Origin of the sequence: Streptomyces sp. NPDC086835, assembly GCF_044745705.1 — a bacterium.
In the GTDB taxonomy this organism is placed as follows: domain Bacteria; phylum Actinomycetota; class Actinomycetes; order Streptomycetales; family Streptomycetaceae; genus Streptomyces.
Genome location: NZ_JBIVAU010000002.1, coordinates 1063605 through 1090154, shown reverse-complemented (window position 1 = coordinate 1090154; position 26550 = coordinate 1063605). Strand labels below are relative to the sequence as shown.

28 protein-coding genes and 1 riboswitch are annotated in these 26550 nt (G+C 70.3%); of the genes, 10 read left to right on the top strand and 18 right to left on the bottom strand.

What is annotated here, in order from left to right; all coding sequences use genetic code 11:
* Nucleotides 1–64: 64 nt before the first annotated feature.
* Nucleotides 65–871 (top strand): alpha/beta fold hydrolase, encoded by an 807-nt coding sequence (locus ACIPJI_RS11030; protein ID WP_402245671.1) that lies wholly within the window; start codon nt 65–67, stop codon nt 869–871.
* 82 nt (nt 872–953) lie between these two features.
* On the opposite strand, the gene mnmA is transcribed toward ACIPJI_RS11030, so the two are convergent.
* A complete protein-coding gene (gene mnmA, locus ACIPJI_RS11025) occupies nt 954–2081 on the bottom strand; it encodes a tRNA 2-thiouridine(34) synthase MnmA (protein WP_402245669.1) in 1128 nt (375 codons plus the stop codon).
* A 61-nt stretch (nt 2082–2142) separates the two neighbouring features.
* Between mnmA and ACIPJI_RS11020 the strand changes: the two genes are divergently transcribed.
* Nucleotides 2143–2844: an N-acetylmuramoyl-L-alanine amidase gene (locus ACIPJI_RS11020; RefSeq protein ID WP_402245667.1), complete on the top strand. Its 702-nt coding sequence runs from the start codon at nt 2143–2145 to the stop codon at nt 2842–2844.
* A 204-nt stretch (nt 2845–3048) separates the two neighbouring features.
* Here ACIPJI_RS11020 and ACIPJI_RS11015 read toward each other — a convergent pair whose 3' ends face one another.
* From ACIPJI_RS11015 to ACIPJI_RS11005, 3 genes are all read right to left on the bottom strand, one after another.
* Nucleotides 3049–4212, bottom strand: coding sequence for a cysteine desulfurase family protein (locus tag ACIPJI_RS11015; protein WP_402245665.1), 1164 nt, complete (start codon nt 4210–4212; stop codon nt 3049–3051).
* Nucleotides 4213–4345: 133 nt separating this feature from the next.
* Nucleotides 4346–4729 carry a hypothetical protein gene (locus ACIPJI_RS11010; protein ID WP_402245663.1) on the bottom strand — a complete coding sequence of 128 codons (384 nt, stop codon included), beginning with the start codon at nt 4727–4729 and terminating at the stop codon, nt 4346–4348.
* Between the two features lie 44 nt (nt 4730–4773).
* Nucleotides 4774–4929, bottom strand: a complete 156-nt coding sequence (locus tag ACIPJI_RS11005) for a hypothetical protein (protein ID WP_037773700.1) — start codon at nt 4927–4929, stop codon at nt 4774–4776.
* A gap of 106 nt (nt 4930–5035) precedes the next feature.
* On the opposite strand from ACIPJI_RS11005, the gene ACIPJI_RS11000 reads away from it, so the two are divergent.
* Complete coding sequence (locus ACIPJI_RS11000) at nt 5036–5656, top strand: TetR family transcriptional regulator (protein WP_402245661.1); 621 nt, start codon at nt 5036–5038, stop codon at nt 5654–5656.
* 105 nt (nt 5657–5761) lie between these two features.
* Here ACIPJI_RS11000 and ACIPJI_RS10995 read toward each other — a convergent pair whose 3' ends face one another.
* From ACIPJI_RS10995 to ACIPJI_RS10955, 9 genes are all read right to left on the bottom strand, one after another.
* On the bottom strand, nt 5762–6613 hold the full coding sequence (locus ACIPJI_RS10995; RefSeq protein ID WP_356621110.1) for a thioesterase family protein: 852 nt from the start codon (nt 6611–6613) through the stop codon (nt 5762–5764).
* 98 nt (nt 6614–6711) lie between these two features.
* Complete coding sequence (locus ACIPJI_RS10990) at nt 6712–7365, bottom strand: trimeric intracellular cation channel family protein (RefSeq protein ID WP_307708413.1); 654 nt, start codon at nt 7363–7365, stop codon at nt 6712–6714.
* Between the two features lie 46 nt (nt 7366–7411).
* Nucleotides 7412–8812: an ABC transporter ATP-binding protein gene (locus tag ACIPJI_RS10985; protein WP_402245659.1), complete on the bottom strand. Its 1401-nt coding sequence runs from the start codon at nt 8810–8812 to the stop codon at nt 7412–7414.
* Nucleotides 8809–9807: an ABC transporter ATP-binding protein gene (locus tag ACIPJI_RS10980; protein WP_356621108.1), complete on the bottom strand. Its 999-nt coding sequence runs from the start codon at nt 9805–9807 to the stop codon at nt 8809–8811. Before ACIPJI_RS10980 ends, ACIPJI_RS10985 begins: the two co-directional genes overlap by 4 nt.
* A 6-nt stretch (nt 9808–9813) precedes the next feature.
* A complete protein-coding gene (locus ACIPJI_RS10975; RefSeq protein ID WP_159694983.1) occupies nt 9814–10767 on the bottom strand; it encodes an ABC transporter permease in 954 nt (317 codons plus the stop codon).
* A gap of 10 nt (nt 10768–10777) precedes the next feature.
* Nucleotides 10778–11782 (bottom strand): ABC transporter permease, encoded by a 1005-nt coding sequence (locus ACIPJI_RS10970; protein ID WP_307708410.1) that lies wholly within the window; start codon nt 11780–11782, stop codon nt 10778–10780.
* Between the two features lie 86 nt (nt 11783–11868).
* A complete protein-coding gene (locus tag ACIPJI_RS10965) occupies nt 11869–13539 on the bottom strand; it encodes an ABC transporter substrate-binding protein (RefSeq protein ID WP_402245656.1) in 1671 nt (556 codons plus the stop codon).
* Nucleotides 13540–13750: 211 nt separating this feature from the next.
* On the bottom strand, nt 13751–14542 hold the full coding sequence (locus tag ACIPJI_RS10960) for an enhanced serine sensitivity protein SseB C-terminal domain-containing protein (protein ID WP_307708408.1): 792 nt from the start codon (nt 14540–14542) through the stop codon (nt 13751–13753).
* Between the two features lie 134 nt (nt 14543–14676).
* On the bottom strand, nt 14677–15426 hold the full coding sequence (locus ACIPJI_RS10955) for an enhanced serine sensitivity protein SseB (protein ID WP_307708407.1): 750 nt from the start codon (nt 15424–15426) through the stop codon (nt 14677–14679).
* Between the two features lie 374 nt (nt 15427–15800).
* Between ACIPJI_RS10955 and ACIPJI_RS10950 the strand changes: the two genes are divergently transcribed.
* Nucleotides 15801–15986, top strand: a complete 186-nt coding sequence (locus tag ACIPJI_RS10950; RefSeq protein ID WP_402245653.1) for a hypothetical protein — start codon at nt 15801–15803, stop codon at nt 15984–15986.
* A 102-nt stretch (nt 15987–16088) separates the two neighbouring features.
* Here the strand turns inward: ACIPJI_RS10950 and ACIPJI_RS10945 are convergent, their stop codons facing one another.
* Nucleotides 16089–16784: an AAA family ATPase gene (locus ACIPJI_RS10945; RefSeq protein WP_356621105.1), complete on the bottom strand. Its 696-nt coding sequence runs from the start codon at nt 16782–16784 to the stop codon at nt 16089–16091.
* A 125-nt stretch (nt 16785–16909) separates the two neighbouring features.
* Nucleotides 16910–17006: riboswitch (glycine riboswitch) on the top strand.
* A 148-nt stretch (nt 17007–17154) separates the two neighbouring features.
* Here ACIPJI_RS10945 and gcvT point away from each other — a divergent pair.
* The 4 genes from gcvT (at nt 17155) to ACIPJI_RS10925 (ending at nt 21583) form a co-directional block, all read left to right on the top strand.
* On the top strand, nt 17155–18270 hold the full coding sequence (gene gcvT, locus ACIPJI_RS10940) for a glycine cleavage system aminomethyltransferase GcvT (protein WP_356621104.1): 1116 nt from the start codon (nt 17155–17157) through the stop codon (nt 18268–18270).
* Nucleotides 18271–18349: 79 nt separating this feature from the next.
* Nucleotides 18350–18724, top strand: coding sequence for a glycine cleavage system protein GcvH (gene gcvH, locus ACIPJI_RS10935; RefSeq protein WP_389223697.1), 375 nt, complete (start codon nt 18350–18352; stop codon nt 18722–18724).
* A gap of 22 nt (nt 18725–18746) precedes the next feature.
* On the top strand, nt 18747–20006 hold the full coding sequence (gene glyA / locus ACIPJI_RS10930; RefSeq protein ID WP_005311636.1) for a serine hydroxymethyltransferase: 1260 nt from the start codon (nt 18747–18749) through the stop codon (nt 20004–20006).
* Nucleotides 20007–20212: 206 nt separating this feature from the next.
* On the top strand, nt 20213–21583 hold the full coding sequence (locus ACIPJI_RS10925; protein ID WP_402245650.1) for an L-serine ammonia-lyase: 1371 nt from the start codon (nt 20213–20215) through the stop codon (nt 21581–21583).
* Nucleotides 21584–21650: 67 nt separating this feature from the next.
* Here ACIPJI_RS10925 and ACIPJI_RS10920 read toward each other — a convergent pair whose 3' ends face one another.
* Nucleotides 21651–21866, bottom strand: coding sequence for an EF-hand domain-containing protein (locus ACIPJI_RS10920; RefSeq protein ID WP_307708403.1), 216 nt, complete (start codon nt 21864–21866; stop codon nt 21651–21653).
* A gap of 102 nt (nt 21867–21968) precedes the next feature.
* Here ACIPJI_RS10920 and ACIPJI_RS10915 point away from each other — a divergent pair, with 102 nt between their 5' ends.
* Nucleotides 21969–22607: a GNAT family N-acetyltransferase gene (locus ACIPJI_RS10915; RefSeq protein WP_402245647.1), complete on the top strand. Its 639-nt coding sequence runs from the start codon at nt 21969–21971 to the stop codon at nt 22605–22607.
* Nucleotides 22608–22664: 57 nt separating this feature from the next.
* Here the strand turns inward: ACIPJI_RS10915 and ACIPJI_RS10910 are convergent, their stop codons facing one another.
* The 3 genes from ACIPJI_RS10910 to ACIPJI_RS10900 all read right to left on the bottom strand — a co-directional run bounded on the left by ACIPJI_RS10910 (nt 22665) and on the right by ACIPJI_RS10900 (nt 25469).
* Nucleotides 22665–23306: an ADP-ribosyltransferase gene (locus ACIPJI_RS10910; protein WP_402245645.1), complete on the bottom strand. Its 642-nt coding sequence runs from the start codon at nt 23304–23306 to the stop codon at nt 22665–22667.
* 73 nt (nt 23307–23379) lie between these two features.
* Nucleotides 23380–24564: a hypothetical protein gene (locus ACIPJI_RS10905; protein WP_402245644.1), complete on the bottom strand. Its 1185-nt coding sequence runs from the start codon at nt 24562–24564 to the stop codon at nt 23380–23382.
* A gap of 401 nt (nt 24565–24965) precedes the next feature.
* Entirely contained in the window at nt 24966–25469 is a 504-nt protein-coding gene (locus ACIPJI_RS10900) for an ATP-binding protein (RefSeq protein ID WP_307708399.1), read from the bottom strand.
* A gap of 441 nt (nt 25470–25910) precedes the next feature.
* Between ACIPJI_RS10900 and ACIPJI_RS10895 the strand changes: the two genes are divergently transcribed.
* A complete protein-coding gene (locus tag ACIPJI_RS10895; protein WP_307708398.1) occupies nt 25911–26498 on the top strand; it encodes a DNA-binding response regulator in 588 nt (195 codons plus the stop codon).
* The last annotated feature ends 52 nt before the right edge of the window (nt 26499–26550 follow it).

The window sequence follows — 26550 nt, the reverse complement described above, 5'->3', positions numbered from 1 at the left end:
TGCCGCCCGGTCACGGCCGGTTGGCGCCGATCATGTCCCTGATCACGCTTGTAGAGTGCCCGGCATGAGCCGAGTGACCGTCAACGGTGCAGCGATCCACTACAGCGACCAGGGACCGGCCGACGGGGTGCCTGTCGTCCTCGTCCACGGACACCCTTTCAACCGCTCCCTCTGGGCACCCCAGGCCGAGGCCCTGACCGCGGCCGGATACCGCGTGATCACACCCGACCTGCGCGGTTACGGCGAGAGCGAGGTCGTACCCGGCAAGACCCTGCTCTCCGACTTCGCCGACGACATCGCGGGCCTCCTCGACCATCTCGGTCTCGAGCGCGTGGTGGTCGGCGGGGTCTCCATGGGCGGCCAGATCGCGATGGAGTTCCAGCGTTCGTACGCGCCGCGGGTGCGGGCGCTCGTCCTGTCGGACACTTCTCCGGTCGCGGAGACGGAGGAGGGCAAGGCCTTCCGCAACCGCCTCGCCGACCGGCTGCTCGCCGAGGGCATGGACGGGTACGCGGACGAAGTGATCGACAAGATGCTGGCGGCGTACAACGTCACGGCGATGCCGGACGTCGCTGCGCAGGTGCTGACGATGATGCGCACGACCGCACCCGAGGGCGCGGCGGCGGCCCTCCGCGGCCGCGCGGAACGGCCCGACTACCGCGACACGCTGGCCGCGGTGCAGACGCCGGTGCTGATCGTCGTCGGGACGGACGACGCGTACACCCCCGTCTGTGACGCGGAGGCGATGCGGGCTCTGGTCCCGCACGCCACGCTCACACTGATCGAGGACGCAGGGCACCTCCCGGGGGCCGAGCAGCCCGCACGGTTCAACGCGGCGCTGCTGGCGTTCCTGGAGGAGCAGGCGGTCTAGGGCATCCCGCTTCCGGATCCTGCCGGGTCCATCCTTTTTCGGGCGGATCCTGCCGGGCCCGACCGGATCCGGAGGGGAATGCCTAGGCGACCGCCGTCGCCCGCCGGGTCGTGGTCGCGATCGTCGCCGAGCCGACCACCCGCGTGCCGTCGTAGAGGACGACCGCCTGGCCGGGGGCCACGCCGCGGACCGGCTCGGTGAAAGTGACCCGCAGCTCGGAGCCGTCGACCAGCTCGGCCGTCACCTCCGTCTCACCGCCGTGGGCACGCAGCTGGGCGGTGTACGTGCCGGGGCCCTCCGGGGCCGCGCCGCACCAGCGGGGCTTGATCGCGGTCAGGGCGGTGACATCGAGGGCCTCGACCGGGCCGACGGTCACGGTGTTGTTCACCGGGGAGATGTCCAGGACGTAGCGCGGCTTGCCGTCGGGCGCGGGGTGGCCGATGCGCAGGCCCTTGCGCTGCCCGATGGTGAACCCGAAGGCGCCGTCGTGACTCCCGAGCTTCGTGCCCGACTCGTCGACGATGTCGCCCTCCGCGGTGCCGAGGCGGTCCGCCAGAAAGCCCTGGGTGTCACCGTCGGCAATGAAGCAGATGTCGTGACTGTCGGGCTTCTTCGCGACCGCGAGCCCGCGCCGCTCGGCCTCCGCCCGGATCTCGTCCTTGGTGGTCAGCGTGTCGCCGAGCGGGAACATCGCGTGCGCGAGCTGCCTCTCGTCGAGGACGCCCAGCACGTACGACTGGTCCTTGGCCATGTCGCTGGCGCGGTGCAGCTCGCGGCTGCCGTCGTCCTTCAGGACCACGGTGGCGTAGTGGCCGGTGCACACCGCGTCGAAGCCCAGCGCGAGGGCCTTGTCCAGCAGCGCGGCGAACTTGATCTTCTCGTTGCAGCGCAGGCACGGGTTGGGCGTGCGGCCCGCCTCGTACTCGGCGATGAAGTCCTCGACGACGTCCTCGCGGAAGCGTTCTGCCAGGTCCCACACGTAGAAGGGGATGCCGATGACGTCCGCGGCGCGGCGCGCGTCGCGCGAGTCCTCGATGGTGCAGCAGCCGCGGGCACCTGTGCGGAACGACTGCGGGTTCGCGGAGAGCGCCAGGTGCACGCCGGTCACGTCGTGACCGGCCTCTGCCGCACGGGCGGCGGCGACGGCGGAGTCCACGCCGCCGGACATGGCGGCGAGGACGCGGAGGGGGCGCTGGGAAGTCTCAGTCATAGCGCTACCAGGGTACGGGTGCCTGGGAACCGAAAGCTCGCGAGTATGCGTTGTGACCGTCATGGGCAGCGACAACAAGCACGGCAGCGGCGGCAAGAAGCACGGCGTGAGCAGGCGGGCCGTGCTGATCGGCGGCGGGGCGGCGGTCATCGGTGGGGGCGTGCTGGTCGAGGAGGAGCTGCGCCGGCTGTGGCGGGGCATGCCGTGGGTGCGCACGCCGCGCAAGGAGGGCGAGATCGACCACGCGGGCGCGCAGTGGGTCGCGGCGAACGCGGCGAACTGGCGGCTGGCCGACCGCCCCGACGACTTCGAGATCGACCGGGTCGTCATACACGTCGTGCAGGGCAGCTATCCGACCGCGCTCAAGGTCTTCAGGGATCCCCTGCACGGCGCGGCGACCCACTACGTGGTGCGCAAGGACGGCCATGTGGCGCAGATGATCCGCGAGCTCGACGTCGCGTACCACGCCGGAAACCGCTCGTACAACGAGCGCAGCATCGGCATCGAGCACGAGGGCTTCGTGGACCGGCCGCAGGACTTCACCGACGCGATGTACCGCGGCTCGGCGAAGCTGACGGCGGACATCTGCGTGCGCCGCGGCATACCGGTGGACCGGGAGCACATCGTGGGACATGTCGAGGTCCCGGGGGCGGACCACACCGACCCGGGGCCGCACTGGGACTGGCCGAAGTACATGAAGCTCGTCGCGGCGGAGATGCCGGCGGCCCGGCGGGCGGCGGAGCTGGCGGAGAGCAGCGGCTGAGCCCGCCCCGTCCGACGCGCCGGCGCCAGGCGCCGCTGTCACCCTTTCCCGTCCGCGGACCCGGCAGCCGGCCGCCGTGCCGGTGGAGCTGCCGGGCCACGAATCCGACGACCGCTACGGCGACGGCGGGCACCACCTGCCACGGGAGCCCGAGCACCTGGCCGGGGCCGCAGGAGCCGCACCGAGCGGTTCGAGCAGGGGGAGCTAGCTCAGGCCGGCCGTACGCGCCCGTTCGACCGCCGGGCCGATGGCCTGGGCGACGGCTTCCACGTCGGCCTTCGTCGAGGTGTGGCCGAGGCTGAAGCGCAGGGTGCCGCGGGCGAGGTCCGGGTCGGTGCCGGTGGCGAGCAGGACGTGGCTGGGCTGGGCGACGCCGGCGGTGCAGGCGGAGCCGGTGGAGCATTCGATGCCCTGGGCGTCGAGGAGCAGGAGCAGCGAGTCGCCCTCGCAGCCGGGGAAGGTGAAGTGCGCGTTGGCGGGCAGCCGGTCGTCCGGGTCGCCGCCGAGGATCGCGTCGGGGACGGCGGTCCGCACGGCGCGAACGAGGTCGTCGCGCAGGGAGCCGATGTCGCGGGCGAAGTCCTCGCGCCGTTCGGCGGCCAGCCGGCCGGCCACGGCGAAGGCGGCGATGGCCGGGGCGTCGAGGGTGCCGGAGCGTACGTGGCGTTCCTGGCCGCCGCCGTGCAGCACGGGGACGGGGCTGTACTCGCGGCCGAGCAGCAGGGCGCCGATGCCGTACGGGCCGCCGATCTTGTGTCCGGAGACCGTCATCGCGGCCAGTCCCGACGCGGCGAAGTCCACCTCGAGCTGCCCGAACGCCTGGACCGCGTCGGCGTGCAGCGGTACGTCGAACTCCTTCGCCACGGCAGCGAGTTCGGCGACCGGCATGACCGTGCCGATCTCGTTGTTGGCCCACATGACGGTGGCGAAGGCCACGTCGTCCGGGTTCCGTCCGATGGCCTCGCGCAACGCCTCGGGGTGGACTCTGCCGTACGGGTCGACGGGCAGGTACTCGACGGTCGCGCCCTCGTGTTCGCTGAGCCAGTCCACCGCGTCGAGCACGGCGTGGTGCTCGACGGGGCTGGCGAGTACGCGGGTGCGGGCCGGGTCGGCGCCGCGGCGTGACCAGTACAGGCCCTTCACGGCGAGGTTGTCGGCCTCGGTACCGCCCGAGGTGAAGACGACTTCACTGGGCCTGGCGCCGAGTGCCTCCGCGAGCGTCTCGCGGGCCTCCTCGACGGTACGGCGGGCCCGTCGCCCGGCTGCGTGGAGTGCGGAGGCGTTGCCGGTGACGGAGAGCTGGGCGGTCATCGCCTCGACGGCCTCCGGCAGCATCGGAGTGGTCGCGGCGTGGTCGAGGTAAGCCATGGTGGCCTCGATTCTACGAGGCTCTCCGGGGGCGCGGACGCGGCGCAGGGGTGCACGGACCTCGGACCTGCGCCCCGGGCGGGGCGGGTGGGGGGCCGGGAGCGGCTCTGTCCCGGCCGGGACCAGTGGGCGGTCAGCCGCCGAAGCCCCAGACGACGGTCCCGTTGACGGTCACGAGCACGGCCAGCACCACGAGATCGGCGACGCCGAGGGCGAGACCGAGCAGGGCGCGGCCGCGGCGTACGGTGCCGCGCCGGAGGGCGAGTGCCGCGAGCACGACGGCGGTGGGGCCGAGCACGATGTTCATGACGAGCAGCCCGACGAGGCCGAGCACGAAGGCTGCGACGGCCATGCCGTCTGCGTCCTTGCGGCGTTCCGCCGCGGAGTCGTTCGCCGGGCCGTCCGCCTTGCCGTTCGCGGCCGTCGGCGCCTCGGGGGTGTCTTCGGTGCCGACCGCGGCGGCTGGGCGGCGGTCGTCGCCACGGTGCTGGGGACGTACGAGTTCGGCGAGTTGCATGACGTCTCTCCTTCCGGTTCCGGTACGAGGACTGTGCGGGCGGTTCAGTCGCGGCGGGCCCGGCCGCGCTCGCGCACGGCGAAGACGAGCAGCCAGCAGCCGATGACGGAGGCTGCCACCAGCGAGACGGACGCGGGGAGTTGGACCACGGCGCCCAGCATGATTCCCAGCAGAAGAAGTGCTGCTACAAGGGCGATCATCGTCATCCTTTCGGCGACTTCTCGGTGAACACTTGTCAGTACGACTGTTCACTGACTGGCGAGTCTACTCTTCCCTTCTTCGGAGAACGGTTGTTTACTCGATGTCATGAGTCACACCGTCGGCATCCGTCAGGCCCAGAAGCAGAAGACCCGCCAGGCCCTCCTCGATGCCGCGCTGCAGCTGCTCGAGGAGCAGAGCCTGAGCAGCCTCGGGCTGCGTGAGGTCACCCGGGCCGTGGGTGTCGCACCGACCGCGTTCTACCGGCACTTCCGCGACACGGCGGACCTCGGCGTGGCACTCGTCGAGGAGACGCTCGGCAGCCTGCACCTCACGATCGGGGAGGCGCTGCGGGAGCCCCACGACGAGGCCCGCATCGAGCGGACGGTGGCGCTGGTCGCCGGGCTCGTGAGCACCTCACCCGCACATGTCCGTTTCATCGCCCGCGAACGGCACGGCGGCGTGGCGGCGGTCCGCGCGGCGATAGGCGAGCAACTCGACCGGTTCTCCGAAGAGGTGGCGGCCGCGTTCGCCGGCGAGCCGGAGTCGGCCGGCTGGAGCGAGGAGGACCTCCGAATGCTGGCCGGCGTGTACGTGGACCACATGGTGATGACGGCCTCGTCCTTCCTCGAGGCCGGCCCCGGCGGCGAGGACAAGGTCCGCGCCCTGGCCGTACGGCAGTTGCGTCTCATCAGCCTCGGCCGCAGCCACTGGCTGGACGGCCCGTGACCTTCCTGCCGGAAACGCGACGGCTGCCTCCCATCACAGCGGGCGGGAGGCAGCCGGAGTCGTTCTGACGGCGGGTGCGCCGATACGGCGGGACCGCAGCGGGGGCTACCGGCCCCGAGGGGCCTTGGCCAGCTGGCGGGACTGGGCCACCAGGCGGTCCGCGGAGTCCCAGACGTCCGCGTCCTCCTCCAGGAAGCCACCCGCCAGGTTCCGCGTCGTGATCGAGACCCGCAGCGGTCCGGGCGCCGGGCGGCAGCGGATGTGGGTGGTCAGTTCGACCGTCGGGGTCCAGCCGGAGAGCCCGAGTTCGAACGACGTCGGAGGCAGCGCGTCCACCGTCAGCAGCAGGGACAGCGGGTCCGCGTCGCGGCCGTCCGCGAGACCGAACCAGCCCCGCATCTCACCCTTGCCGGAGGGGGCGCCGAGCGCCCATCCGACGGTCGCCGGGTCCAGCTTGATGTCCAGCCGTTCCGTGATCGCGGAGCTGCCGGGGATCGCGGGCTGCCCGTCGGCCGGTCCGAGGCACTGCTCGAGCGGCGGGATCGCCGGGGGCTCGGCGGCGGTGCGGACGTCGTCGGGCAGGGAGTCGAGGTCGCCGTACGTGGCAAGCACGCGGATCCGCTCGACCTCGGTGCCGTCCTCCTCGTACTGGAAGAGGGACGCCTGACCGGTGGAGAGCGTGCGGCCGGTGCGCACGGTCTGGGTGCGGATCACCGCGGGCCCCGGCTGGGAGGCCGTGAGGTAGTGCGCCGACACGGAGAAGGGGTCGGGGTGCGGCAGCGCGTCGCCGAGCGCCCGGCCCATCAGGGCCAGCAGATAACCGCCGTTTACGGCGTGGATGATCGTCCAACCCGCCGAGAGTTCCACGTCGTAGACGCCGTCCGCGCGCCGCGTGATCGCCGTGTCCCGGTCGAATTCACTGTTGCCGACGGTCGCCTGAGTCGCTGCTTCTGCCATGGCGGTACGGTACAACAGACAAATACTAAGCGGTAGCTTTGTGCACGGCGTCACGCCGGCGCCATCCGGCCCGGCCGCTCGACATCACCCGCTGGTCATCACTCACTAGCCTCTGAACGCCGGTTCCAGGCACGCGGCGCCCGCCAGTGGAAACGCATCGCCAGCAGCCGCAGGACGAACGCCGTCACCACGGCCAGCCCGCTCGTGAACGGGTTCAGCACCTCGAAGCGGATGCACAGCACGACCATCGCCGCACCCACCATCGCCGGCACGGCGTACAGGTCACGGTCCCAGCGCAGCAGCGAGGGCACCTCGTTGGCCAGCACATCGCGCAGCACACCTCCGCCGACGGCCGTGGCGAGGCCGAGGGTGGCGGAGGAGGTGAGTCCGAGACCGTACTCGTACGCCTTGGTCGTGCCCGTCACGCAGAACAGGCCGAGTCCGGCCGCGTCGAAGACGTTGACCGCCACCTGGATCCGCTCCACGTGCGGGTGCAGGAAGAACACCAGCGCCGTCGCGACCAGTGGTGTGACGAAGTACCCGAGATCGGTGAAGGCCGCGGGCGGTACGGCCCCGATGATCAGGTCGCGCAGCAGACCGCCGCCAAGCGCCGTGACCTCGGCGAGGACCGCCATGCCGAACACGTCGAAGTTCTTGCGGACGGCGAGCAGTGCCCCGGAGATCGCGAAGACGAAGATGCCGACGATTTCGAGAGCATGCTGGACGGAGGGCGTGAACAGTTCTTGGAGCACCGGACAGTTCTACAACGCCCGGTGCTCCAAGGTGTGCGGCGGTCCGTCAGCCGGTCTTGGCCGACTTCGCGCCGGAGGCGTCCGACTCCGGAGCGTCGGCGGCGTCGTCCGAACCGGCATCCGCGTCGGCGGCGTCCGCGGGCGGCGCGTCGTCCGCCTTCGCGGGAGCGTCGGCCTCCACGGCGTCGTCGGCCTCGACCGGAGCCCCGGCCTTCGCGGGAGCGGTGTCGGCCTCGACCGGAGCCCCGGCCTTCGCGGGAGCGGTGTCGGCCTCGACCGGAGCCTCGGCCTCCGCCGGCTCCTCGGCCTCCGCGGAGTCCTGCTCCTTCTTCTTCTCCGCCGACTCGTCCCCGGACGACTGCGCCGGGATCGCGACCTTGTCGGCGTCGGGGCCCTCCGCCGCGACGGCCTTGGTCTCCGTGACCGCCTCGATGCCGGTCGGGCGCGTCAGCGCCAGCGTCCCCGCCTCGATCTCGGCCGCGAAGTGGCACGCCACCTTGTGCCCGTCACCGACGTCCGTCAGCACCGGGCGTTCGGCCGCGCACCTGTCCTGGGCCCACGGGCACCGGGTGTGGAAGCGGCAGCCGGCCGGCGGGTTGGCCGGCGAGGGCAGGTCTCCCTGGAGCAGGATCCGCTCGCGGCGGTCCTCCACCTCGGGGTCGGGCACCGGGACCGCCGACATGAGCGCCTTGGTGTACGGGTGTTTGGGCCCCGCGTACAGCGCGTCGCTCGGCGCCTCCTCCACGAGGGAACCGAGGTACATGACGCCGATGACGTCCGAGATGTGCCGGACGACGGCGAGGTCGTGGGCGATGACGAGGTACGTCAGGCCCATCGACTCCTGGAGCTCCTCCAGCAGGTTGATCACCTGCGCCTGCACCGACACGTCGAGCGCCGAGACCGGCTCGTCGCAGATGATCACGTCGGGCTCGAGGACCAGCGCCCGGGCGATGCCGATGCGCTGGCGCTGACCGCCGGAGAACTCGTGCGGGTAGCGGGAGAGCGCGTTGGTGGGCAGGCCCACCTTGGCGAGGATCTCCTTGATCCGTTCCCGGCGCTCGTCCTGGTCCTTGCCGATGCCGTGCGCGGCCATGCCCTCGCTGAGGATCGACTCGATGTTCTGCCGCGGGTTGAGGCTGCCGAGCGGGTCCTGGAAGACCATCTGCAGACGCCGGCGGTACCGGCGCATCTCCTCCTCCGGCAGCTTCGCCAGGTCCGTCCCGTCGAAGACGACCTCGCCGTCGGTGATGTCCACGAGCCGCAGCACACCGCGGCCGAGCGTCGTCTTGCCGCAGCCCGACTCGCCCACCAGCCCGTACGTCTGGCCGGCCTCGACCTTGAGCGACACACCGTCGACCGCGTAGACATGGCCGACCGTGCGGTTGAAGAGGACGCCCTTCCTGACGGGGAAGTGGACCTTCACATCGTCGAGTTCGAGCAGGCTCATGCCGAGACCTCCGCCTTGGGCTTGGGAAGGACCGGGTTGACGCAACGCACCTGGTGTCCGGCCGCGCGCGGTTCGGTCAGTTCGGGTGTGCCGGTCAGGCACTCCATCGTGTAGTAGTCGCAGCGCGGCGCGAACGCGCAGCCGTCCGCCCAGGCGATCCGGTCGTTGATGGATCCGCGGATGGGGCTGAGCGGTTCGCCGCGCGGCGCGTCCAGCCGGGGGATGGACCCGAGCAGACCGTGCGCGTACGGGTGGGTGGGGTGCGCGAACAGCTCGCGGCGGCCCGCGGATTCGACGGCCCGGCCCGCGTACAGCACGTTGACCTGGTCGCAGAGACCGGCCACGACGCCCAGGTCGTGGGTGATCATCAGCAGGGCGGTGCCCTCCTGGTCGACCAGTTCCTTGAGCAGTTCCAGGATCTGCGCCTGGATGGTCACGTCGAGCGCGGTCGTCGGCTCGTCGGCGATGAGCAGCCGGGGCGCACACGCGACGGCCATGGCGATGAGCGCGCGCTGGCGCATACCGCCGGACAGCTGGTGCGGGTACTCCTTGAGCCGCCGGGTCGGGTCGGGGATGCCGACCCGGTCCAGCAGGTCGGCCGCTTCCTTGCGGGCGGCCTCACCCTTGAGCCCGCGGTGGCGCTCGAGGATCTCGGTGACCTGGACGCCGATGGGTACGACCGGGTTCAGCGAGGACAGCGGGTCCTGGAAGATCATCGCCAGCTGGCTGCCACGCATGTCCCGCAGCTTGCGCGGGCTCATGCTCAGCAGGTCCTGGCCGTCGAACTCCGCGCGCCCGCCGACCTTCACGCCCTTGCCGGGCAGCAGGCCCATCAGGGCGAGCGAGGTCACGGACTTGCCGCAGCCCGACTCGCCCACGAGGCCCACCACCTGGCCCTGGTCGACGTCGAACGAGACGCCGTCGACGGCCGTGGAGTCCTTGCGGCCCTTGGCGGTGAAGGTGACGCTGAGTTCTTCAACTGAGAGCAGTGCCATGGGACTTCAGCCTCGCAGCTTCGGGTCGAGGGCTTCGCGCATGGCCTCGCCGAGCAGGGTGAAGCCGAGGGCGGTGATGATGATGCCGATGGCGGGGTAGGCCGCCATCATCGGCTCGTTGTCGAAGAACCGTTCTGCCTGGGCGAGCATGACGCCCCACTCCGGGATCGCCGGGTCGGGGTTGCCGAGGCCCAGGTAGGACAGGGCCGCGGCCTCGATGATCGCGGTGGCGAGGCTGAGCGTCGCCTGGACGATCACCGGGCTGAGCGAGTTCGGCAGGATCTGGGTGAGGACGATCCGCTTCTTCCGGATGCCGAGCGCCTTGGCCGCGAGCACGTAGTCGCTGCTGCCCTGCACCAGCATCGAACCGCGCAGCAGTCGCGCGAAGATCGGGATCTGCACGACGCCGACCGCGATCATCACGGTGGTCAGCGACTGGCCCATCACCGCGGCGATGGAGACCGCCAGCAGCAGCGACGGCAGCGAGAGCATGATGTCGGTGAAGCGCATGATCACGGTGTCGACGCGCTCGCCTGCCCTGCCGCCGAGGGTCGCCGCGGCGCCGGAGAGAACGCCGACGAGCGCGCCGACGATCAGACCGATGAGCATCGACACCACGCCGACCATCAGGGTCTGCCGGGCCCCGACGAGGATCCGGGAGAACATGTCGCGGCCCAGGTGGTCGAGGCCGAACCAGTTCTCGCCGCGCGCGCCGACGAACTGTCCCTTGTTGGCGAAGACTTCGCCGCGCCACGTCTGTGCGGACGGGCTGTGCGGAGCGAGCCACGGTCCGATGATCGCGAGGAGCACGAACAGCGCGATGATGACGGCGCCGATGATGGCCATCTTGCTGGCCTTGAGCCGCCGCATGGCCTCGCGCCACAGACTCGCGCCGCTCGTGACCTCGGACGTCTGCATCAGCTCTGCGAGCCGGTCGATCTTGTCGGCCTTCTTCGTCATGGTCGTCACGTCAGTGCACCCGCACTCTCGGGTCGATAAGGCTGTACGCGAGGTCGACCAGGAGGTTGATGAGGACGTACACCATCGCGATGAAGAGGATGAACCCGACGAGCACCGGGTAGTCGCGGGCGTCGATCGAGGTGCGGATGAAGTTGCCGATCCCGTTGAAGGAGAAGACCGACTCCGTCAGCACCGCGCCGGACAGCAGGCTTCCGGTCAGCAGACCCACGGCGGTGACCACGGGCAGCAGCGCGTTGCGCAGCACGTGCCGGCCGCGGACGACCCGCTTGTCGAGACCCTTGGACTCGGCCGTGCGGACGTAGTCCTCACCGAGGACCTCGAGGACGCTGGCCCGGGTCATGCGCACGATGACGGCGAGCGGGATGGAGGACAGCGCGATGGCGGGCAGGATCAGATGGTGGATCGCGTCCAGGCTGGCGTCCAGCTCGCCGGTCAGCAGGCCGTCGAGGACGGCGAATCCGGTGACGTCGGTGGCGTCCATGCCGGTGTCGAGCCGTCCGTAGCTCGGGAACAGCTGCAGCTGGACGGCGAAGATCCCCTTGAGGATCAGGGCGAGGAAGAAGACCGGGATGCAGATACCGATGAGCGACCCGGACACCGCGCCGACGTCGAGCCAGCCGCCGCGGCGCTTGGCCGCCAGGTAGCCCATCGGGATGCCGACAACGATGGCAATGAGGATCGCGACGATGCTGAGTTCCACCGTTGCCGGGAACCGTGTCGCGAACTCGTCCCACACGGGCTGACCGGTCTGGGTGGAGGTACCGAGGTCCAGTTCGAAGATGCGCTTGAGGAAGCGCCAGTACTGGACGTAGACGGGCTGGTCGAGCCCGAGGGCCCGGTTGATACGCGCCACTTCGGCTTCGGTCGCCCGCTCGCCCAGGATCGCTGAGGCGGGTCCGCCGGGCAGCCGGTTCAGCCAGAGGAAGAGCAGAACCGACAGGCCGAGCAGGGTGGGTATGAGCTGTAGCAGTCTTCGTACGACGAGTCGCAGCACCCCGCGTGCCCCTTTCTTACGTGCGTCGATGCGGGTCCGCCCGGCCACCGAGGATCTGTGGCCGGGCGGACCCGCTGGGGTTTCGATTACTTGAAGGAGACCTCGGCGAAGTTCTCCTGCGTCAGCGGGGAGACCTTCGGCGGGTTGACGTTCTTGGCGAACGCGATCGCCGGCGGGGAGGCCGAGATCGGGACACCCGGGACGTACTCCATGATCGTCTCGTTGGCCTTCTTGTAGGCCTCCACGCGACCCGCGGGGTCGGTCACCTTCGACGCGGCGTTCACGGAGTCGAAGACCTTCTTGTCGTCGAAGCCCCACTGCTTGTCGGGCCCGGCGAACCAGGTGCCGATGAAGTTGTAGCCGTCGTTGAAGTCACCGGTCCAGCCCAGCATGTGCAGGGCGCAGGAGCCGGCCTCGGTGGCGTCCAGGTAGTCCGGGGCCCACTTCATGGCCTTCGGGGTGACTGTGATGCCGGCCTTCTCCAGGTCCGCCTTCATGCGCTCGAACATGTCCTGCGGGGCCGGCATGTAGGGGCGCGTGACCTCGGTCGGGTAGCAGAACTCGATCTTGAGCTTCTCCTCACCGGCCTTCTTGAGGAGCTCCTTGGCCTTGTTGGTGTCGAACGGGTAGGTCTTCACCTTGTCCGAGAAACCGGCGACCGTGTCGGGCATGAACTGGGTCGCGGCCTTGCCGCCCTCGGGCAGCTGCGTCTTGACGATGCCCTCGCGGTCGATGGCGTGCGAAATGGCCTGCCGGACCTCGAGCTTCTTCAGCGCGGGGTTCTTCGACTGCGTCATACCGACGTAGAAGATGTTGAAGACGTCACGGGTCGGGACCTCGTAACCCTCCTTCTCCAGCGTCTTCACATCGGCCGGAGCGACCAGGTCGTAACCGTCGATGTCACCGGCCTGCAGCGCCTGACGGCGGCCGGCCTCGGTGTCGATCGTGCGGAAGACCAGGTTCTTGACCTTGGCCTTCTCGCCCCAGTAGTCGTCGAAGCGCTCAAGGGTGACTTCCTTGTTGCCCTTGTTCCACTTCGTGATCTTGTACGGGCCGGTGCCGGCGACCGTGCCGGCCTCCTGGCTGTACTTGGGGTACGTGATCGCGTCACCCTTGGCGGTCGCGTCCTGCTTCGCGTACTCCTTGATGGCCTTCGGCGAGTGGATCGCCAGCGCCTGGAGGGAGAAGCCGCCGGGCAGGTTCGCCGAAGGCTCGTTGACCTCGATGACCGCCGTGTTCTCGTCCTTCGCCGTGCAGGACTTGTAGTTCGGCTTGGGGGCTTCCTTGTCCTCGTTCTTGGCGAAGCCGCCCATGATGGTCTGCCAGTAGTAGGAGACCGCGCTCGACTGGTAGGTGCCCTTCCAGTTGAACCAGTGGTCGTAGTTCGCGCAGACCGCGGCGGCGTTGAACGCCTCTCCGTCGTGGAACTTCACACCCTTGCGCAGGTTGAACGTCCACACCTTGCCGGCCGGGTCGCTCGACCACTTCTCGGCGAGACCGCCGACGAGCTTGCTGCCGCCCGACTCGTGCTCGAGCAGGGCCTCGAAGGCCTGACGGGTGACCCGGAAGGTCTCACCGTCGCTCGCGAGCGCAGGGTCGAGGGAGCCGGGGTCGCCGGCGCCGGCGAACACGAACGTGTCCTTGTCGCCCCCCTTGTCACCGTCCTTGCCCCGCTCGCTGGCGCAGCCGGTGGCGATCAGGCCGACGGCCACCGCCGCCGTGATCGCCCGGACAGCTCCGGACTTGAATATTCGCATGGGTCCACCCCGAGGTTCCGCCGTGGGAGAGGTCTTGACGGCCGAACACTACAGACGGGAGACACCTGGGAGAACAGTCCGGATAGCGGTGATACCTACTCGAGACCCGGACACTCAACAAACCGGGCAGATACGGGACATCCCCGCCAGGCGATTTAACACCCTTGACATCCGGGGGAGTTCGTTCCCGTCATTTCCGCAGCGGCCCAGCTCAGCGGGTGTGCGGCGGCGGATATCCGTACCCGCCGCCGGCGGCCGGGGCCCCCGCGTGGGCGTCGCGGTCGTAGAAGGGGCGGGCATTGACCCGCATCCACATGGTGACCGGGTCGTACTCGTCGGACATGGCCACGGTCGACACCGGCAGGCCGTCCGGCACGGCGGCCACCGACTGCCGCATCATCACCCGCACCGTCTCGACCGACTGCGGGCCGGTGTCGTAGAGATCCAGACCGATGGCCAGGTACGCGGGCCCCACCGCGGGCTGCACCCAGGCACGCCGCAGCGAGCGGACGGCGGGGGTGCGGTGGGCGTTCTGCGTGAGCAGGGCGTAGAACTGCGGGATCTCGATCGCCGGGTCCGACAGCCGCAGCGGTCCCGCCGGCATCCGGTCCAGGCCCGTGGCGATACGGCGCAGATCGAGCCACGGCACGCCGACACCGCCGCCGGGGGCGTGCGGGTTCAGCCAGATGCCCCAGCGGTCCGGGTAGAGGGCGCGGGCGATGTCCCGGCCGGTGGTGACCTCGTGCGCACGGTTCCAGCCGGAGACGGCCAGCTCCTGGGCGGAGGTGACGCACGGGGCGTAACAGACGCCGTCGATCTCCATGTTGCCGTACTGGGCGTCGGGCGAACCGGGCTGTCCGTGCCACAGCAGCATCCAGATCCGGCCGCCCGCGGGGTCGGCGAGGGCGTGCAGCAGCGCCTCGTACGCGTCGTAGCGGCCGGGAGTCACCTGGCGCAGCATGTGCTCGACCTGCCCGGCCGCCGCGGTGCCTGACGCACTCACCCTGTTCCGCCCCTCGTTCGGTCCCACCGTTCCGCACAGCCTCTGTCAGGCTGGTCAGGCCATCAAACCAGCTTAATCGGCCCTCCTGGCAAAGACTTGACCACAGGATCTCTCTTTCGTGTCGGGCCCGAGCCCTACGCGTGCAGTCGTTGATAGAAGGGGCGCACTCGCTCGAGCATCCAGTCGGCCACCGGATCCTGCGCGACGTCGAGAAGCACCAGGTTGACCGGCCACGGCGGCTGGACCCGGCCCATGGCCCGGCCAAGGGCGTCCATGGGGGCGTTGCGCTCGACGCCCTCCCAGGACGAGAGCTGCACACCGATGAAGAGTGTCGGCGCGTCGCCCTCGATGGAGGCGAGCGCGCGGCGGCCGGTCAGCACGACGCCGACGGCCTCGAACTCGCCGGCCGCGGCGGCGAGGAAGTCGACCGGCTCCTCCTGCCAGTCCGGCTCGAAGAGCCGCACCCGGCCGCCGGAGGCCGGACCCTCGAGCGGCGTCCGCCCCACCCGGCACAGTTCGGCGACCGCGGCGGGCGGCAACGGGGCGCCCACGGCGCCGCCCGGGTTGACGGCGATACCGAGCTGCGGTGGCAGTCCGCGGGCGAAGTCCCTGGCGGGCGCGACGGTGAAGGGCATATGGGCGCCGACGCACTGGAGGAACTGCTGCTCCGAGCTGAAGACGGGGACGTACGCGGCGCCGTCGATCTCCATGGTCGGCAGATCGAGGTCCCGGCTCTCCTGGCTGCCGCCGTTGGGCAGCGGGACCCATATCGGGCTGCGGCCGAGCACCTCGACGAGGCGGCCTCCGGCTGCGGGGTTGCCGAGGGAGGCGGCGAGCACCTCTTCCAGCTCGTTGCCGGGCCAGCCGGTGCGGGGTATGTCCATGCGGTGTCCTTCGTGCGGGCCCCAGCGGTGGGCGGTGCGTGGTCGTGCGACGACCCTAGCGCCGGGGGCGTGACCGCTGCGCGGAGCGTTTCCCCCACCCCGGTACCGATGTGCGGCTCCGCCGCGCATGGGCTCCGCCCGGCCCCCGCCACCGCGCTGCGCGCGGTGTTTACAGGGGCTCCTCCCCTACGCCTGGCCGCGGAGGGAGACCCCCCACGGGGTGTGGGGGGTCCCACCGCACCCCCACGCCGCCAGGCGTAGGGGGACCCCAACCGCACCTCCGCACGCGGCGAGGGGGACCTCCACCGGGCCCCCGCGCCTCGAACTCCCCTAAGCCCTGGCGGAAGGGGGAGGGACCCCCAGCGAGTCTGGATATGCCCCCATCGGCGGAGTCCGACCCTGACGCCGCCGGCAACACGGGCGCCGCCGGCAAGGCAGGCGCCGCCGGCAAGACGGGCGCCACCGGCAAGACGGGCGCCACCGGCAAGGCTGATTTCGCGGAGCGAAAATCACCCGCCTGGGGCACCTCCCACGGCCGCCAGGCCGTAGGGGAAGTTTGAGGGCACCGCGCGGAGCGCGGAGCGCGGTACGGGGTCTCCGGGGCCGGCCCCGGTTCGGGAAGGGGAGGGGACAAGCTCGCGCAGCGGACGGCGCGTGCCCCGCTACCCGAAGCCCAGCCGCCCCAGCGCCCCCGCAGCCTCGCGGTCCAGGAGGACCGCCGACGCGCAGCCGGCCGGGAGGCGGCCCGCCTCCGCGTCGGCGACCAGGCGGGAGACGGCCCGGCGGTGGCGGGCGAAGGCGTAACCCGAGACGCCGCGGCCCCGCTCGCGCTGGCCCGCTCTCGCGACCTGGGGCGTCACGTCCAGCAGCACCAGGTGGAGGGACGTGCCGCGCCGCCGTGTCTCACGGGCGAGCCAGCGCCGCACCCACGCCTGTGTGCCGCAGTCGTGCACGACGACGCTCTCGCCGGAGCGGAGTGCGCGCCGCAGCCCGGCGTAGTGGGCGAGCCGCACCAGCGGGCGGTAGACGGCGTACGGCAGGAAGCGGGGCGCGTGGGCGTCCCAGCGGTCCCGCGTGTCCTGCGAGTCGATGCCGAGGCCTCTCGCGGCGCGCCGGATCAGCGTGGACTTGCCGCTGCCGGGGAGGCCGGAGACGACCACCACGTCACCGGCGCCGAAGACCAGGCTGTGCGGGCTGTGCCCGGCCCGCTGCCGCAGGTCGCGCAGCACGGGCGGGGCGGTCGTGGCCGCTCCGGCCCGGGACGGGACGGCGGACATGCCCGGTGGCGCGGGCACCCCCGTGGTCGTGGCGTATGCACCGGTCGGCTGCAACGTCGTCCCCTCCCCGTGTCGGGTCATCCCACACCCTTGCCCATGAAGTGTAAAGAATTGGTAATACGGCTCAAGTGTTTTCGGGGCGGCCTCACGCTCCACTCTTCCCCGATGCGTGCAATGATGTGCGCGCCAACTCCATACCGGCCGCTTGAATCCACGCGGGAGAGTCCCTGCCACCTGTGTGGCGGGCGCCGAAGGAGCAAGTTCCTCCCTTGAATCTCTCAGGCCCCGTACCGCGTGCGATGAGGCAGATCTGAAAAGCGAGCCGCATTCGAGTGGCTCCACCCAAGGTGCAAGTCACGACTACCCGTACGCGTAGTCGGGGCGAACCTCTCAGGTTCCGATGACAGATGGGGAGGATTGTCCTCGCAGCCATGCCCTGGGAGCCACACCTATGAGCAACGCCCCCCGTCTGACCGCACTCGACGCCCTGCACAGGTCGCTGGGCGCGACCATGACCGATTTCGCCGGCTGGGACATGCCCCTGCGGTACGGCAGTGAGCGTGACGAGCACAACGCCGTCCGCACCAAGGCCGGGCTGTTCGACCTGTCCCACATGGGTGAGATCACCGTCACCGGTCCGCAGGCCGTCGATCTGCTGAACTACGCGCTGGTCGGCAACATCGGCACCGTCGGCCTCGGCCGCGCCCGCTACACGATGATCTGCCAGGAGGACGGCGGCATCCTCGACGACCTGATCGTCTACCGCCTCGGCGAGGACGAGTACATGGTCGTCGCCAACGCCGGCAACGCCCAGATCGTGCTCGACGCCCTCACCGAGCGTGCCCAGGGCTTCGACGCCACCGTCCGTGACGACCGTGACGCGTACGCACTGATCGCGGTCCAGGGCCCGGAGTCCCCCGGCATCCTGAAGTCGCTGACCGACGCCGACCTGGACGGCCTGAAGTACTACGCGGGCCTGCCGGGCACCGTGGCGGGTGTGCCGGCGCTGATCGCCCGCACCGGCTACACCGGTGAGGACGGCTTCGAGCTGTTCGTCGAGCCGCAGCACGCCGAGAAGCTCTGGCAGGCGCTGACCGACGCGGGCGCGCCTGCCGGTCTGATCCCGTGCGGCCTGTCCTGCCGCGACACGCTGCGCCTGGAGGCGGGCATGCCGCTGTACGGGCACGAGCTGACCACGGCGCTCACCCCGTTCGACGCGGGCCTCGGCCGGGTGGTGAAGTTCGAGAAGGAGGGCGACTTCGTCGGCCGTGAGGCGCTCACGGCCGCCGCGGAGCGTGCCGAGTCCGCCCCGCCGCGCAAGCTCGTCGGGCTGATCGCGCAGGGCCGCCGGGTCCCCCGTGCCGGTATGTCGGTGGTGGCGGACGGCACGGTGATCGGCGAGGTCACCTCGGGCGCCCCGAGCCCCACCCTCGGCAAGCCGATCGCCATGGCCTACGTGGACGCGGCCCACGCCGCGCCGGGCGCGCCGGGAGTCGGCGTCGACATCCGGGGCACCCACGAGCCGTACGAGGTCGTGGCGCTGCCGTTCTACAAGCGCCAGAAGTGATCCTCCGGGTGCCGGAAGTGATCGTCCGCACCCTCTTCCCGTTCACCAGCACTCCCCCGCGTACAGGAGAATTCAGGTCATGAGCAACCCCCAGCAGCTGCGCTACAGCAAGGAGCACGAGTGGCTGTCGGCCGCCGAGGACGGCGTGTCGACGGTCGGCATCACGGAGCACGCGGCCAACGCGCTCGGCGACGTGGTGTACGTCCAGCTCCCCGAGGTCGGTGACACGGTGACCGCGGGCGAGACCTGCGGCGAGCTGGAGTCCACCAAGTCGGTCAGCGACCTGTACTCCCCGGTCAGCGGTGAGGTCACCGAGGCCAACGAGGATGTCGTCAACGACCCGTCCCTGGTGAACTCCGCCCCGTTCGAGGGCGGTTGGCTCTTCAAGGTACGCGTCAGCGAGGAGCCGAAGGACCTGCTCTCCGCGGACGAGTACACCGATTTCGCCAGCTGACCAAAAACTTAGGGACCGAGTGATGTCGCTTCTCAACACCCCTCTCCACGAGCTGGACCCGGACGTCGCCGCCGCTGTCGACGCCGAGCTCCACCGTCAGCAGTCCACCCTCGAGATGATCGCCTCGGAGAACTTCGCTCCGGTCGCGGTCATGGAGGCACAGGGCTCCGTCCTCACCAACAAGTACGCCGAGGGCTACCCGGGCCGCCGCTACTACGGCGGCTGCGAGCACGTCGACGTGGTCGAGCAGATCGCGATCGACCGGATCAAGGCGCTGTTCGGCGCCGAGCACGCCAATGTGCAGCCCCACTCGGGCGCGCAGGCGAACGCGGCCGCGATGTTCGCGCTGCTGAAGCCGGGCGACACGATCATGGGCCTGAACCTGGCCCACGGCGGTCACCTGACCCACGGCATGAAGATCAACTTCTCCGGCAAGCTCTACAACGTGGTCGCGTACCACGTGGACGACGCCACCGGCCAGGTCGACATGGCCGAGGTCGAGCGGCTCGCCAAGGAGTCCAAGCCGAAGCTGATCGTCGCCGGCTGGTCCGCGTACCCGCGCCAGCTGGACTTCGCGGCCTTCCGGCGGATCGCCGACGAGGTCGGCGCCTACCTGATGGTCGACATGGCGCACTTCGCCGGCCTGGTCGCCGCGGGTCTGCACCCCAACCCGGTGCCGCACGCCCACGTCGTCACCACGACCACGCACAAGACCCTCGGCGGTCCGCGCGGCGGCGTGATCCTCTCCACCGCCGAGCTGGCCAAGAAGATCAACTCCGCGGTCTTCCCCGGCCAGCAGGGCGGCCCGCTGGAGCACGTCATCGCGGCGAAGGCGGTCTCCTTCAAGGTCGCCGCCTCCGAGGACTTCAAGGAGCGCCAGCAGCGCACGCTGGACGGCGCCCGCATCCTCGCCGAGCGTCTGGTGCAGGCCGACGTGACCGAGCACGGAGTCTCCGTCCTGTCCGGCGGCACGGACGTGCACCTGGTCCTGGTGGACCTGCGCAACTCCGAGCTGGACGGCCAGCAGGCCGAGGACCGCCTCCACGAGGTCGGCATCACGGTCAACCGCAACGCCATCCCGAACGACCCGCGGCCGCCGATGGTCACCTCGGGTCTGCGGATCGGCACCCCGGCGCTCGCCACGCGCGGCTTCCAGGACGAGGACTTCCGCGAGGTGGCGGACATCATCGCCGAGGCGCTGAAGCCGTCGTACGACGTGCCGGCGCTGCGCGCCCGCGTGACGGCCCTGGCCGAGAAGCACCCGCTCTACCCTGGTCTGTGACGGATCTCCCGTAACGGAACCGAACAAAACAAAAGGGGCACCGCGCACACTGGACCGTGCGCGCGGTGCCCCGCACCACGTAAGCACCACGCACACGCAATGCCTCTGCACCCACGCGTCGCCCACCGCCATCCGTATACGAGGCGCTGCGCGCCGCTGCACTACACGGCAGACAACGGCGTCTACCACCCCACAAGGAGTTCCCCGTGGCCATCTCGGTCTTCGACCTGTTCTCGATCGGCATCGGCCCGTCCAGCTCCCACACGGTGGGCCCGATGCGCGCCGCCCGGATGTTCGCCCGGCGCCTGAAGAACGAGGGCCTGCTCGCCCACACCACGGCGATACGGGCCGAGCTGTACGGCTCGCTCGGCGCGACCGGGCACGGCCACGGCACGCCCAAGGCCGTCCTGCTGGGCCTGGAGGGCAATTCCCCCAGGACCGTCGACGTCGAGAGCGCCGACGAGCAGGTCGAGCGGATCAAGTCGGACGGGCGGATCAACCTGCTCGGCGCCCATGAGATCGACTTCGACTTCGACGCGGACCTCGTCCTGCACCGCCGCAAGGCCCTGCCGTACCACGCCAACGGCATGACGGTCCTCGCCCGCGACGCCGAGGGCACGACGCTGCTGGAGAAGACGTACTACTCCGTCGGCGGCGGGTTCGTCGTCGACGAGGACGCAGTGGCGGGCGACAACCCGATCGTCCCCGACGACACCCTCCTGAAGTACCCCTTCCGTACCGGTGACGAGCTGCTGCGTCTCACCAAGGAGACCGGTCTGTCGATCTCGGCCCTGATGCTGGAGAACGAGAAGGCCTGGCGCACCGAGGACGAGATCCGGGAGGGGCTCCTGGAGATCTGGCGCGTCATGCAGGCGTGCGTCTCGCGCGGCATGTCCCGCGAGGGCATCCTGCCGGGCGGTCTCAAGGTCCGCCGGCGCGCCGCCACCACGGCCCGCAAGCTGCGCTCCGAGGGCGACCCGCAGGCGCTCGCCATGGAGTGGATCACGCTCTACGCGATGGCCGTGAACGAGGAGAACGCGGCGGGCGGGCGGGTCGTCACCGCCCCCACGAACGGCGCCGCGGGCATCATCCCGGCGGTCCTGCACTACTACATGAACTTCGTGCCCGGCGCCGACGAGAAGGGCATCGTCGACTTCCTGCTCGCCGCGGGCGCGATCGGCATGCTCTTCAAGGAGAACGCCTCGATCTCGGGCGCGGAGGTCGGCTGCCAGGGCGAGGTCGGCTCCGCCTGTTCGATGGCCGCGGGCGCGCTCGCCGAGGTGCTCGGCGGCTCCCCGGAGCAGGTCGAGAACGCCGCGGAGATCGGCATGGAGCACAACCTGGGCCTCACCTGCGACCCGGTCGGCGGCCTGGTCCAGATCCCGTGCATCGAGCGCAACGGCATGGCGGCGGTCAAGGCCGTCACGGCCGCGAAGATGGCGATGCGCGGCGACGGCAGCCACAAGGTGTCGCTCGACAAGGTCATCAAGACGATGAAGGACACCGGCGCCGACATGTCGGTCAAGTACAAGGAGACCGCCCGCGGCGGGCTCGCGGTGAACATCATCGAGTGCTGACCGAAGCCTTTCCCGGACATGGGAAGGCCCCCGGCGCGCGCCGGGGGCCTTCCCATGTCCCGTGGGATCAGGCCTTGTTCAGGTGGGCCCAGAACTCGTCGAACGACAGGAGCTTGTCCTTGTCGGTGTCCTGTGCGGCGATCACGGCCTCGGCCACCGACTCGGTGACGTTCCAGTCACCCATCTGAGCCATGGCCGACTTGTACTCGGCCGCGGTGATGAAGCCGTCGCCGTCCGCGTCGTAACGGTCGAACGCCTTGCGTGCTGACTCGATGTCCGCCACCGGTCCACCCCTTCTTGGTGCATTACTGACGGGGGTCAGATTATCGGCCTGCGTCATCGATCATGGAGGCGAGGCCTGTACCCACGAACGGGGAGAGATGCGATGAGCGACGAACTGGGACGGATACTCGCCGCCGCGGCCCAGGGCCGGTTCCCGCCCGCGGACGGCGGTGTGACCGTGGTGGACCGGCCCGGTGCCCGTGACGAGGGAGTGGTGGCCTTCACCGCGCACTCGGTCGTCTTCACGGCCGAGGACCCGGAGTGGATACGGGCCGAACTGGCGGCCACCGCGGCCGACCGGCTGGCCGCCACCATGAACCCGGGCTTCCTGGCCGCCCTGATGCGGCGCACCGGACGGTCGATGGACACCATCGACCTGGTGACGGTCGCGGAGGCGCTGCCCGGGAACCCCGGTATCGAACTGCGCGAGATCCAGGACCGCGAACATCCCCGGGTGGTCGGCGCCCTCAAGCGCCGCGACGAGGTGCGGGTGTGGGCGGCGGACGGTGGGCTGCTCGTCCTCGGCCGGGGGCTGGCCGGCCGCTGGGAGGTGTCCGTCGAGGTCGACGAGAAGGCACGCGGCCGGGGCATCGGCCCCCGACTCGCCGTCGCCGCCCGGCATCTGGTGCCCGGGCCGGTGCTGTGGTCCCAGCAGTCGCCGGGCAACGCACGCAGTGTGCGGGCGTTCCAGCGGGCGGGGTTCCGGCCGGTCGCCTCCGAGGCCCTCCTCGCCGCACGGTGACGACACGGGAGCGCCGCCCCGGGCCGGTCGGCCCCGGGCGGCGCTCCGCCGTTCACGTCACAGGCGCCAGGGCAGGTAGTTCGGGTTGTCCCGGCACTCGCTCATGATCTCGCGCTTGGTCTGCTTGTCGACGGGACAGGCGCCGACGATGAAGTCCCGGTTGATGCCGCCGGGGAAGGCCACCTCGACCTGGTCCGCCCAGCGGTGGGTGTCACCGATGGTCTCGTTGACATCGATGCCGCCGGGGGCGTCGATGTAGTAGTTCCAGGCGCTCTTCCACTGCTTGTAGAGGTCGTGGTCGTACGTCGTCGAGACGAACGGCGACGGCTGGTTGACGAGGACGTACTTCTCGATGTCGTACTGGCCGGTCTGCGGCGCCTTCGGGTGGAAGCCCTGCTCGAAGATGACGTCGGGGCCGCGTCCGTCGGCCCGGTACAGCTGCTTGCAGTTGGTGCGGAACGACGGCGTCGGCGTGACCCGGTCGATGTCCACGCTGCGGTCGGCGGCGGCGTGAAGCGGGTCCTCGACGACCGGACAGGTGACGGCCGCGGCGGCGGCCGGGGCCCCGGGTGCGGCTGCGGTTCCTGCGGCGGTTCCTGCGGCGGTTCCTGCGGCGGTTCCTGCCGCCGCGGGGACGAGCGTGGCGGCCAGGGCCAGTGTGAGCACGGCGGCCCGGCGCCGCGAGCGAGTGGTGATCATGGGGACACCATCCCGGCCCGACGGCTCCGGTCCGCGCATCGTCACCCGCAGGTGGGCGAGTTGTTCACATGGGTCACCGGAACACACCGGTGTGGCCGAGGGAGTACCGGCCGGGCTGCGGGTAGACGGCGAGTCCGTGCGGGCCGCTGCCGACGGGGATGCGTGCCAGCTGCTTCCCGGTCCTGGTGTCGATGGCGTACACCTCCGCGTCGTAACGCCCGGACAGCCACAGCACCTCGCCGTCCGCGGAGACACCGCCCATGTCCGGGCTGCCGCCGTCAGGGAGCCGCCACTTCTTCGTCAGCCTGTCCTCGGCGAAGTCGAAGACGGAGACGGATCCCTCACCGCGGTTGGGGATGTACATCTCCTTGGAGTCACGGCTGATGTAGAGGCCGTGGGCACCCTTGCCGGTGGGCATCAGCTTCGGCTCCGTGAATTTCTCACCGTCGAGCACCCACACGCCGTGCGCCATCATGTCGGCGATGTAGAACGTCTTGCCGTCCGGGGAGAGCTTCACGTCCTGCGGCATCGCGCCGTCGAACGGGAGCTTCTGCTGCCCGATCACCTTCATCTTCTGCGTGTCGACCTTCAGCAGCTCGGCGGAGAACTCACAGGAGACGATGAAGTACCTGCCGTCGGCGGAGAAGTCGGCGTGATTGACGCCGTAGCAGGACACCGGCTCGGTGTACCGGGTCTCCATGGTGTGCGGGTCACGGAAGACGAGTTCGCGGTCGAGCGAGGCCATCACGACGGCGTACTTGCCGTCGGGCGTGAAGTAGAGGTTGTACGGGTCGTGCACCTCGACCGGCCTGCCCGCCTTCCCCGTCGCCGGATCGATCGGGGTGAGGGTGTGCCCGCGGTTGTTGTTGACCCACAGGGTCTTCAGGTCCCAGGACGGTACGACGTGCTGCGGCTGCGCACCGACCGGGATCGTCTCGACGACCTTGTACGTCGCGGGGTCGATGACCGAGACGGTGTTGGAGTTGGTGTTGGGCACATAGATCCGGGACGGGAATCCCTTGACCACCGGCGAGAGCATGCCGGGCCGGTCGGCGGCGTAGACGTCCCCGGGATCCAGGACGGGCGGCATGCCGGGGAGGCCGCCGCGGGCCGAGATGGGCCGGGGCCCGGTGGGAGGGGCGGCCGCGTCCGTGCCGCGTACCTGTGTCCTCTCGCCGCTCGGGCCGCAGCCCGCGAGCAGCGCGAGGAGGGCGCCCGCGAACAGCGCCGTGGTCCGCTTCGTGAGGGGTGTCTTCACGGACAAGGACAGTAAGGGGCAATGCAGACAAAGATAACGATTTGCCCAATTCAACCCCGGGGCGGGTCGGACGCAACGTCACTCAGAGCCCGAACGTTCGAGGAATCACACACCGACCGGGATAGTTATGCATGGAATGCCAGGCAAGTGGGCGAGCTCACCTGCGATTCCTTGAGGACACCTCCTGTTCGACCCCTTTTGCCCGCTTATAGGATTTTGGAGATGAGGCGTCCGTCTGCCATAGTCGATGACACGACCCCCATTGACCCGGGCCAGGTCGACATCAGCGGCCGTGGATACACCCCCCAATCCGCGGCGCTCCACACAGAAGCCCCCGAGTCGCCGCCACCGCGGCGTACGGGGGCTTCTGTGCGTCGCGGGCACGCCGGCGTCCGCGCACCTCAGCGGTCGGCGACCCGCATCTCGAACCAGGTGGTCTTGCCGCGCGGCAGCAGGTCCACGCCCCAGCGGTCGGCGAGCTTGTCGACGAGGAACAGCCCGCGGCCGCTGGTGTCCATCTCGGCGACGGGCATCAGACAGGGCAGCCCCCGGGACGGATCGCGCACCTCGATGCGGATCCAGCCGCGGCGGCGCAGCATCCGTAAGCCGAACACCCGCGCCCCGGTGTGGCGTACCGCGTTGCCGACGAGCTCGGAGACGAGCAGGACCGCGTACTCGCCGGTCTGCGCCGGCAACGCCCACTGGCGCAGCACCACGCACTGGGTGAGCCGGCGGGCGGTGGCGGCGGACTCGGGCCGGGAGGGGAGGCGCACTTCCGCTTCGGTGGGGTTGCCGTACAACTCGACGGCTTGGAGAGCCTGTTCGTCGTCGGCGGCCGGTACCCACCGTGCGGCGGTCGCGCTGACGCGCTGCCGCGGTTGTCCCACACCCTCGAGGCCCGCCATGTCTCCATCATGGCGCCTGCCGCCCGTCCGTGTGGCCGTTCCCGCGGAACAAAGTCCCTCGGAGCAGGACGGCCCGACCGGCTCGAACGGCATCCGGCCCCGACACCACAAGGCGCGGCCCGCCCGCCTCAACCTGGGTGAAGGCCACTCTCACGAGTGACGCCCGACCCACGGCAGCCGATCGACGCCGGCGTGCCGGCCCTCGCCCACAGCTCACCGCTGCGCGGTATCAGGCCATTTGTCGTGGGGCGCTCTGCTGCGGAGCACGCGATGGCCTGCACCGCGTCACCGGGCCGGGTACTCATCCGGCCAATCCGCCACCTCTTGCGCCCCTCTGCTTCCGAAAGCCCCGTTCCCCGGACCAACGCGGGGGCACTCAGAGGAGGGGCGGATCAAGAGCGTCACACCGGACAGGTGTGACGGGCATACCAAGGGTGGGAAATGATACGGGTGACCGTGGTGTACGAGGCCGGGCTGCTGCGGGCGGCGCTCGAGGAACTGCTGCGCTGTGGAGGTGAGTTCGATGTCTCCTCCGTCGCGCACTGGCCGCAGAGACCGACCCCTGGCGCTCCGGTGCCGGATGTGTACGTCATCGACGCCGAGTCTCTCGAGCCGGCCAGAGCCGCCGACCGGACGGCGGCGGGCAGGGTCGCCCTCGTGGCACTCGTCCCGGCGCAGCGACCAGGGGTGCTGCGGAGGGCCCATGAGGCCGGCGCCCTCGGGTTCGTCGACAAGGACGGCTCCAAGAGCCGATTACTCACAGCGGTACGCCGCGCGGCGAAGGGCGACCGGTTCGTGGACGAGGCGCTCGCGGCCGGATTCCTGGCCGCGGCGGAAATGCCCCTCACACAGAGGGAGTTGAGCGTGCTGGCGCTGGCCGCCAAGGGGCAGCCGATCGCGGAGGTCGCCGCGTCGTTGCACCTGTCCCAAGGGACGGTCCGGAACTACATGGCGAGCGTCATCCGCAAGGTGGGGGCCCGCAACCGGGTGGACGCGATACGCATCGCGCAGGGAGCCGGCTGGACCTGATCCGGGTCGGCGGACCGGCCGCTCCGGCACGTACACGGACCGCGGCCGCTGA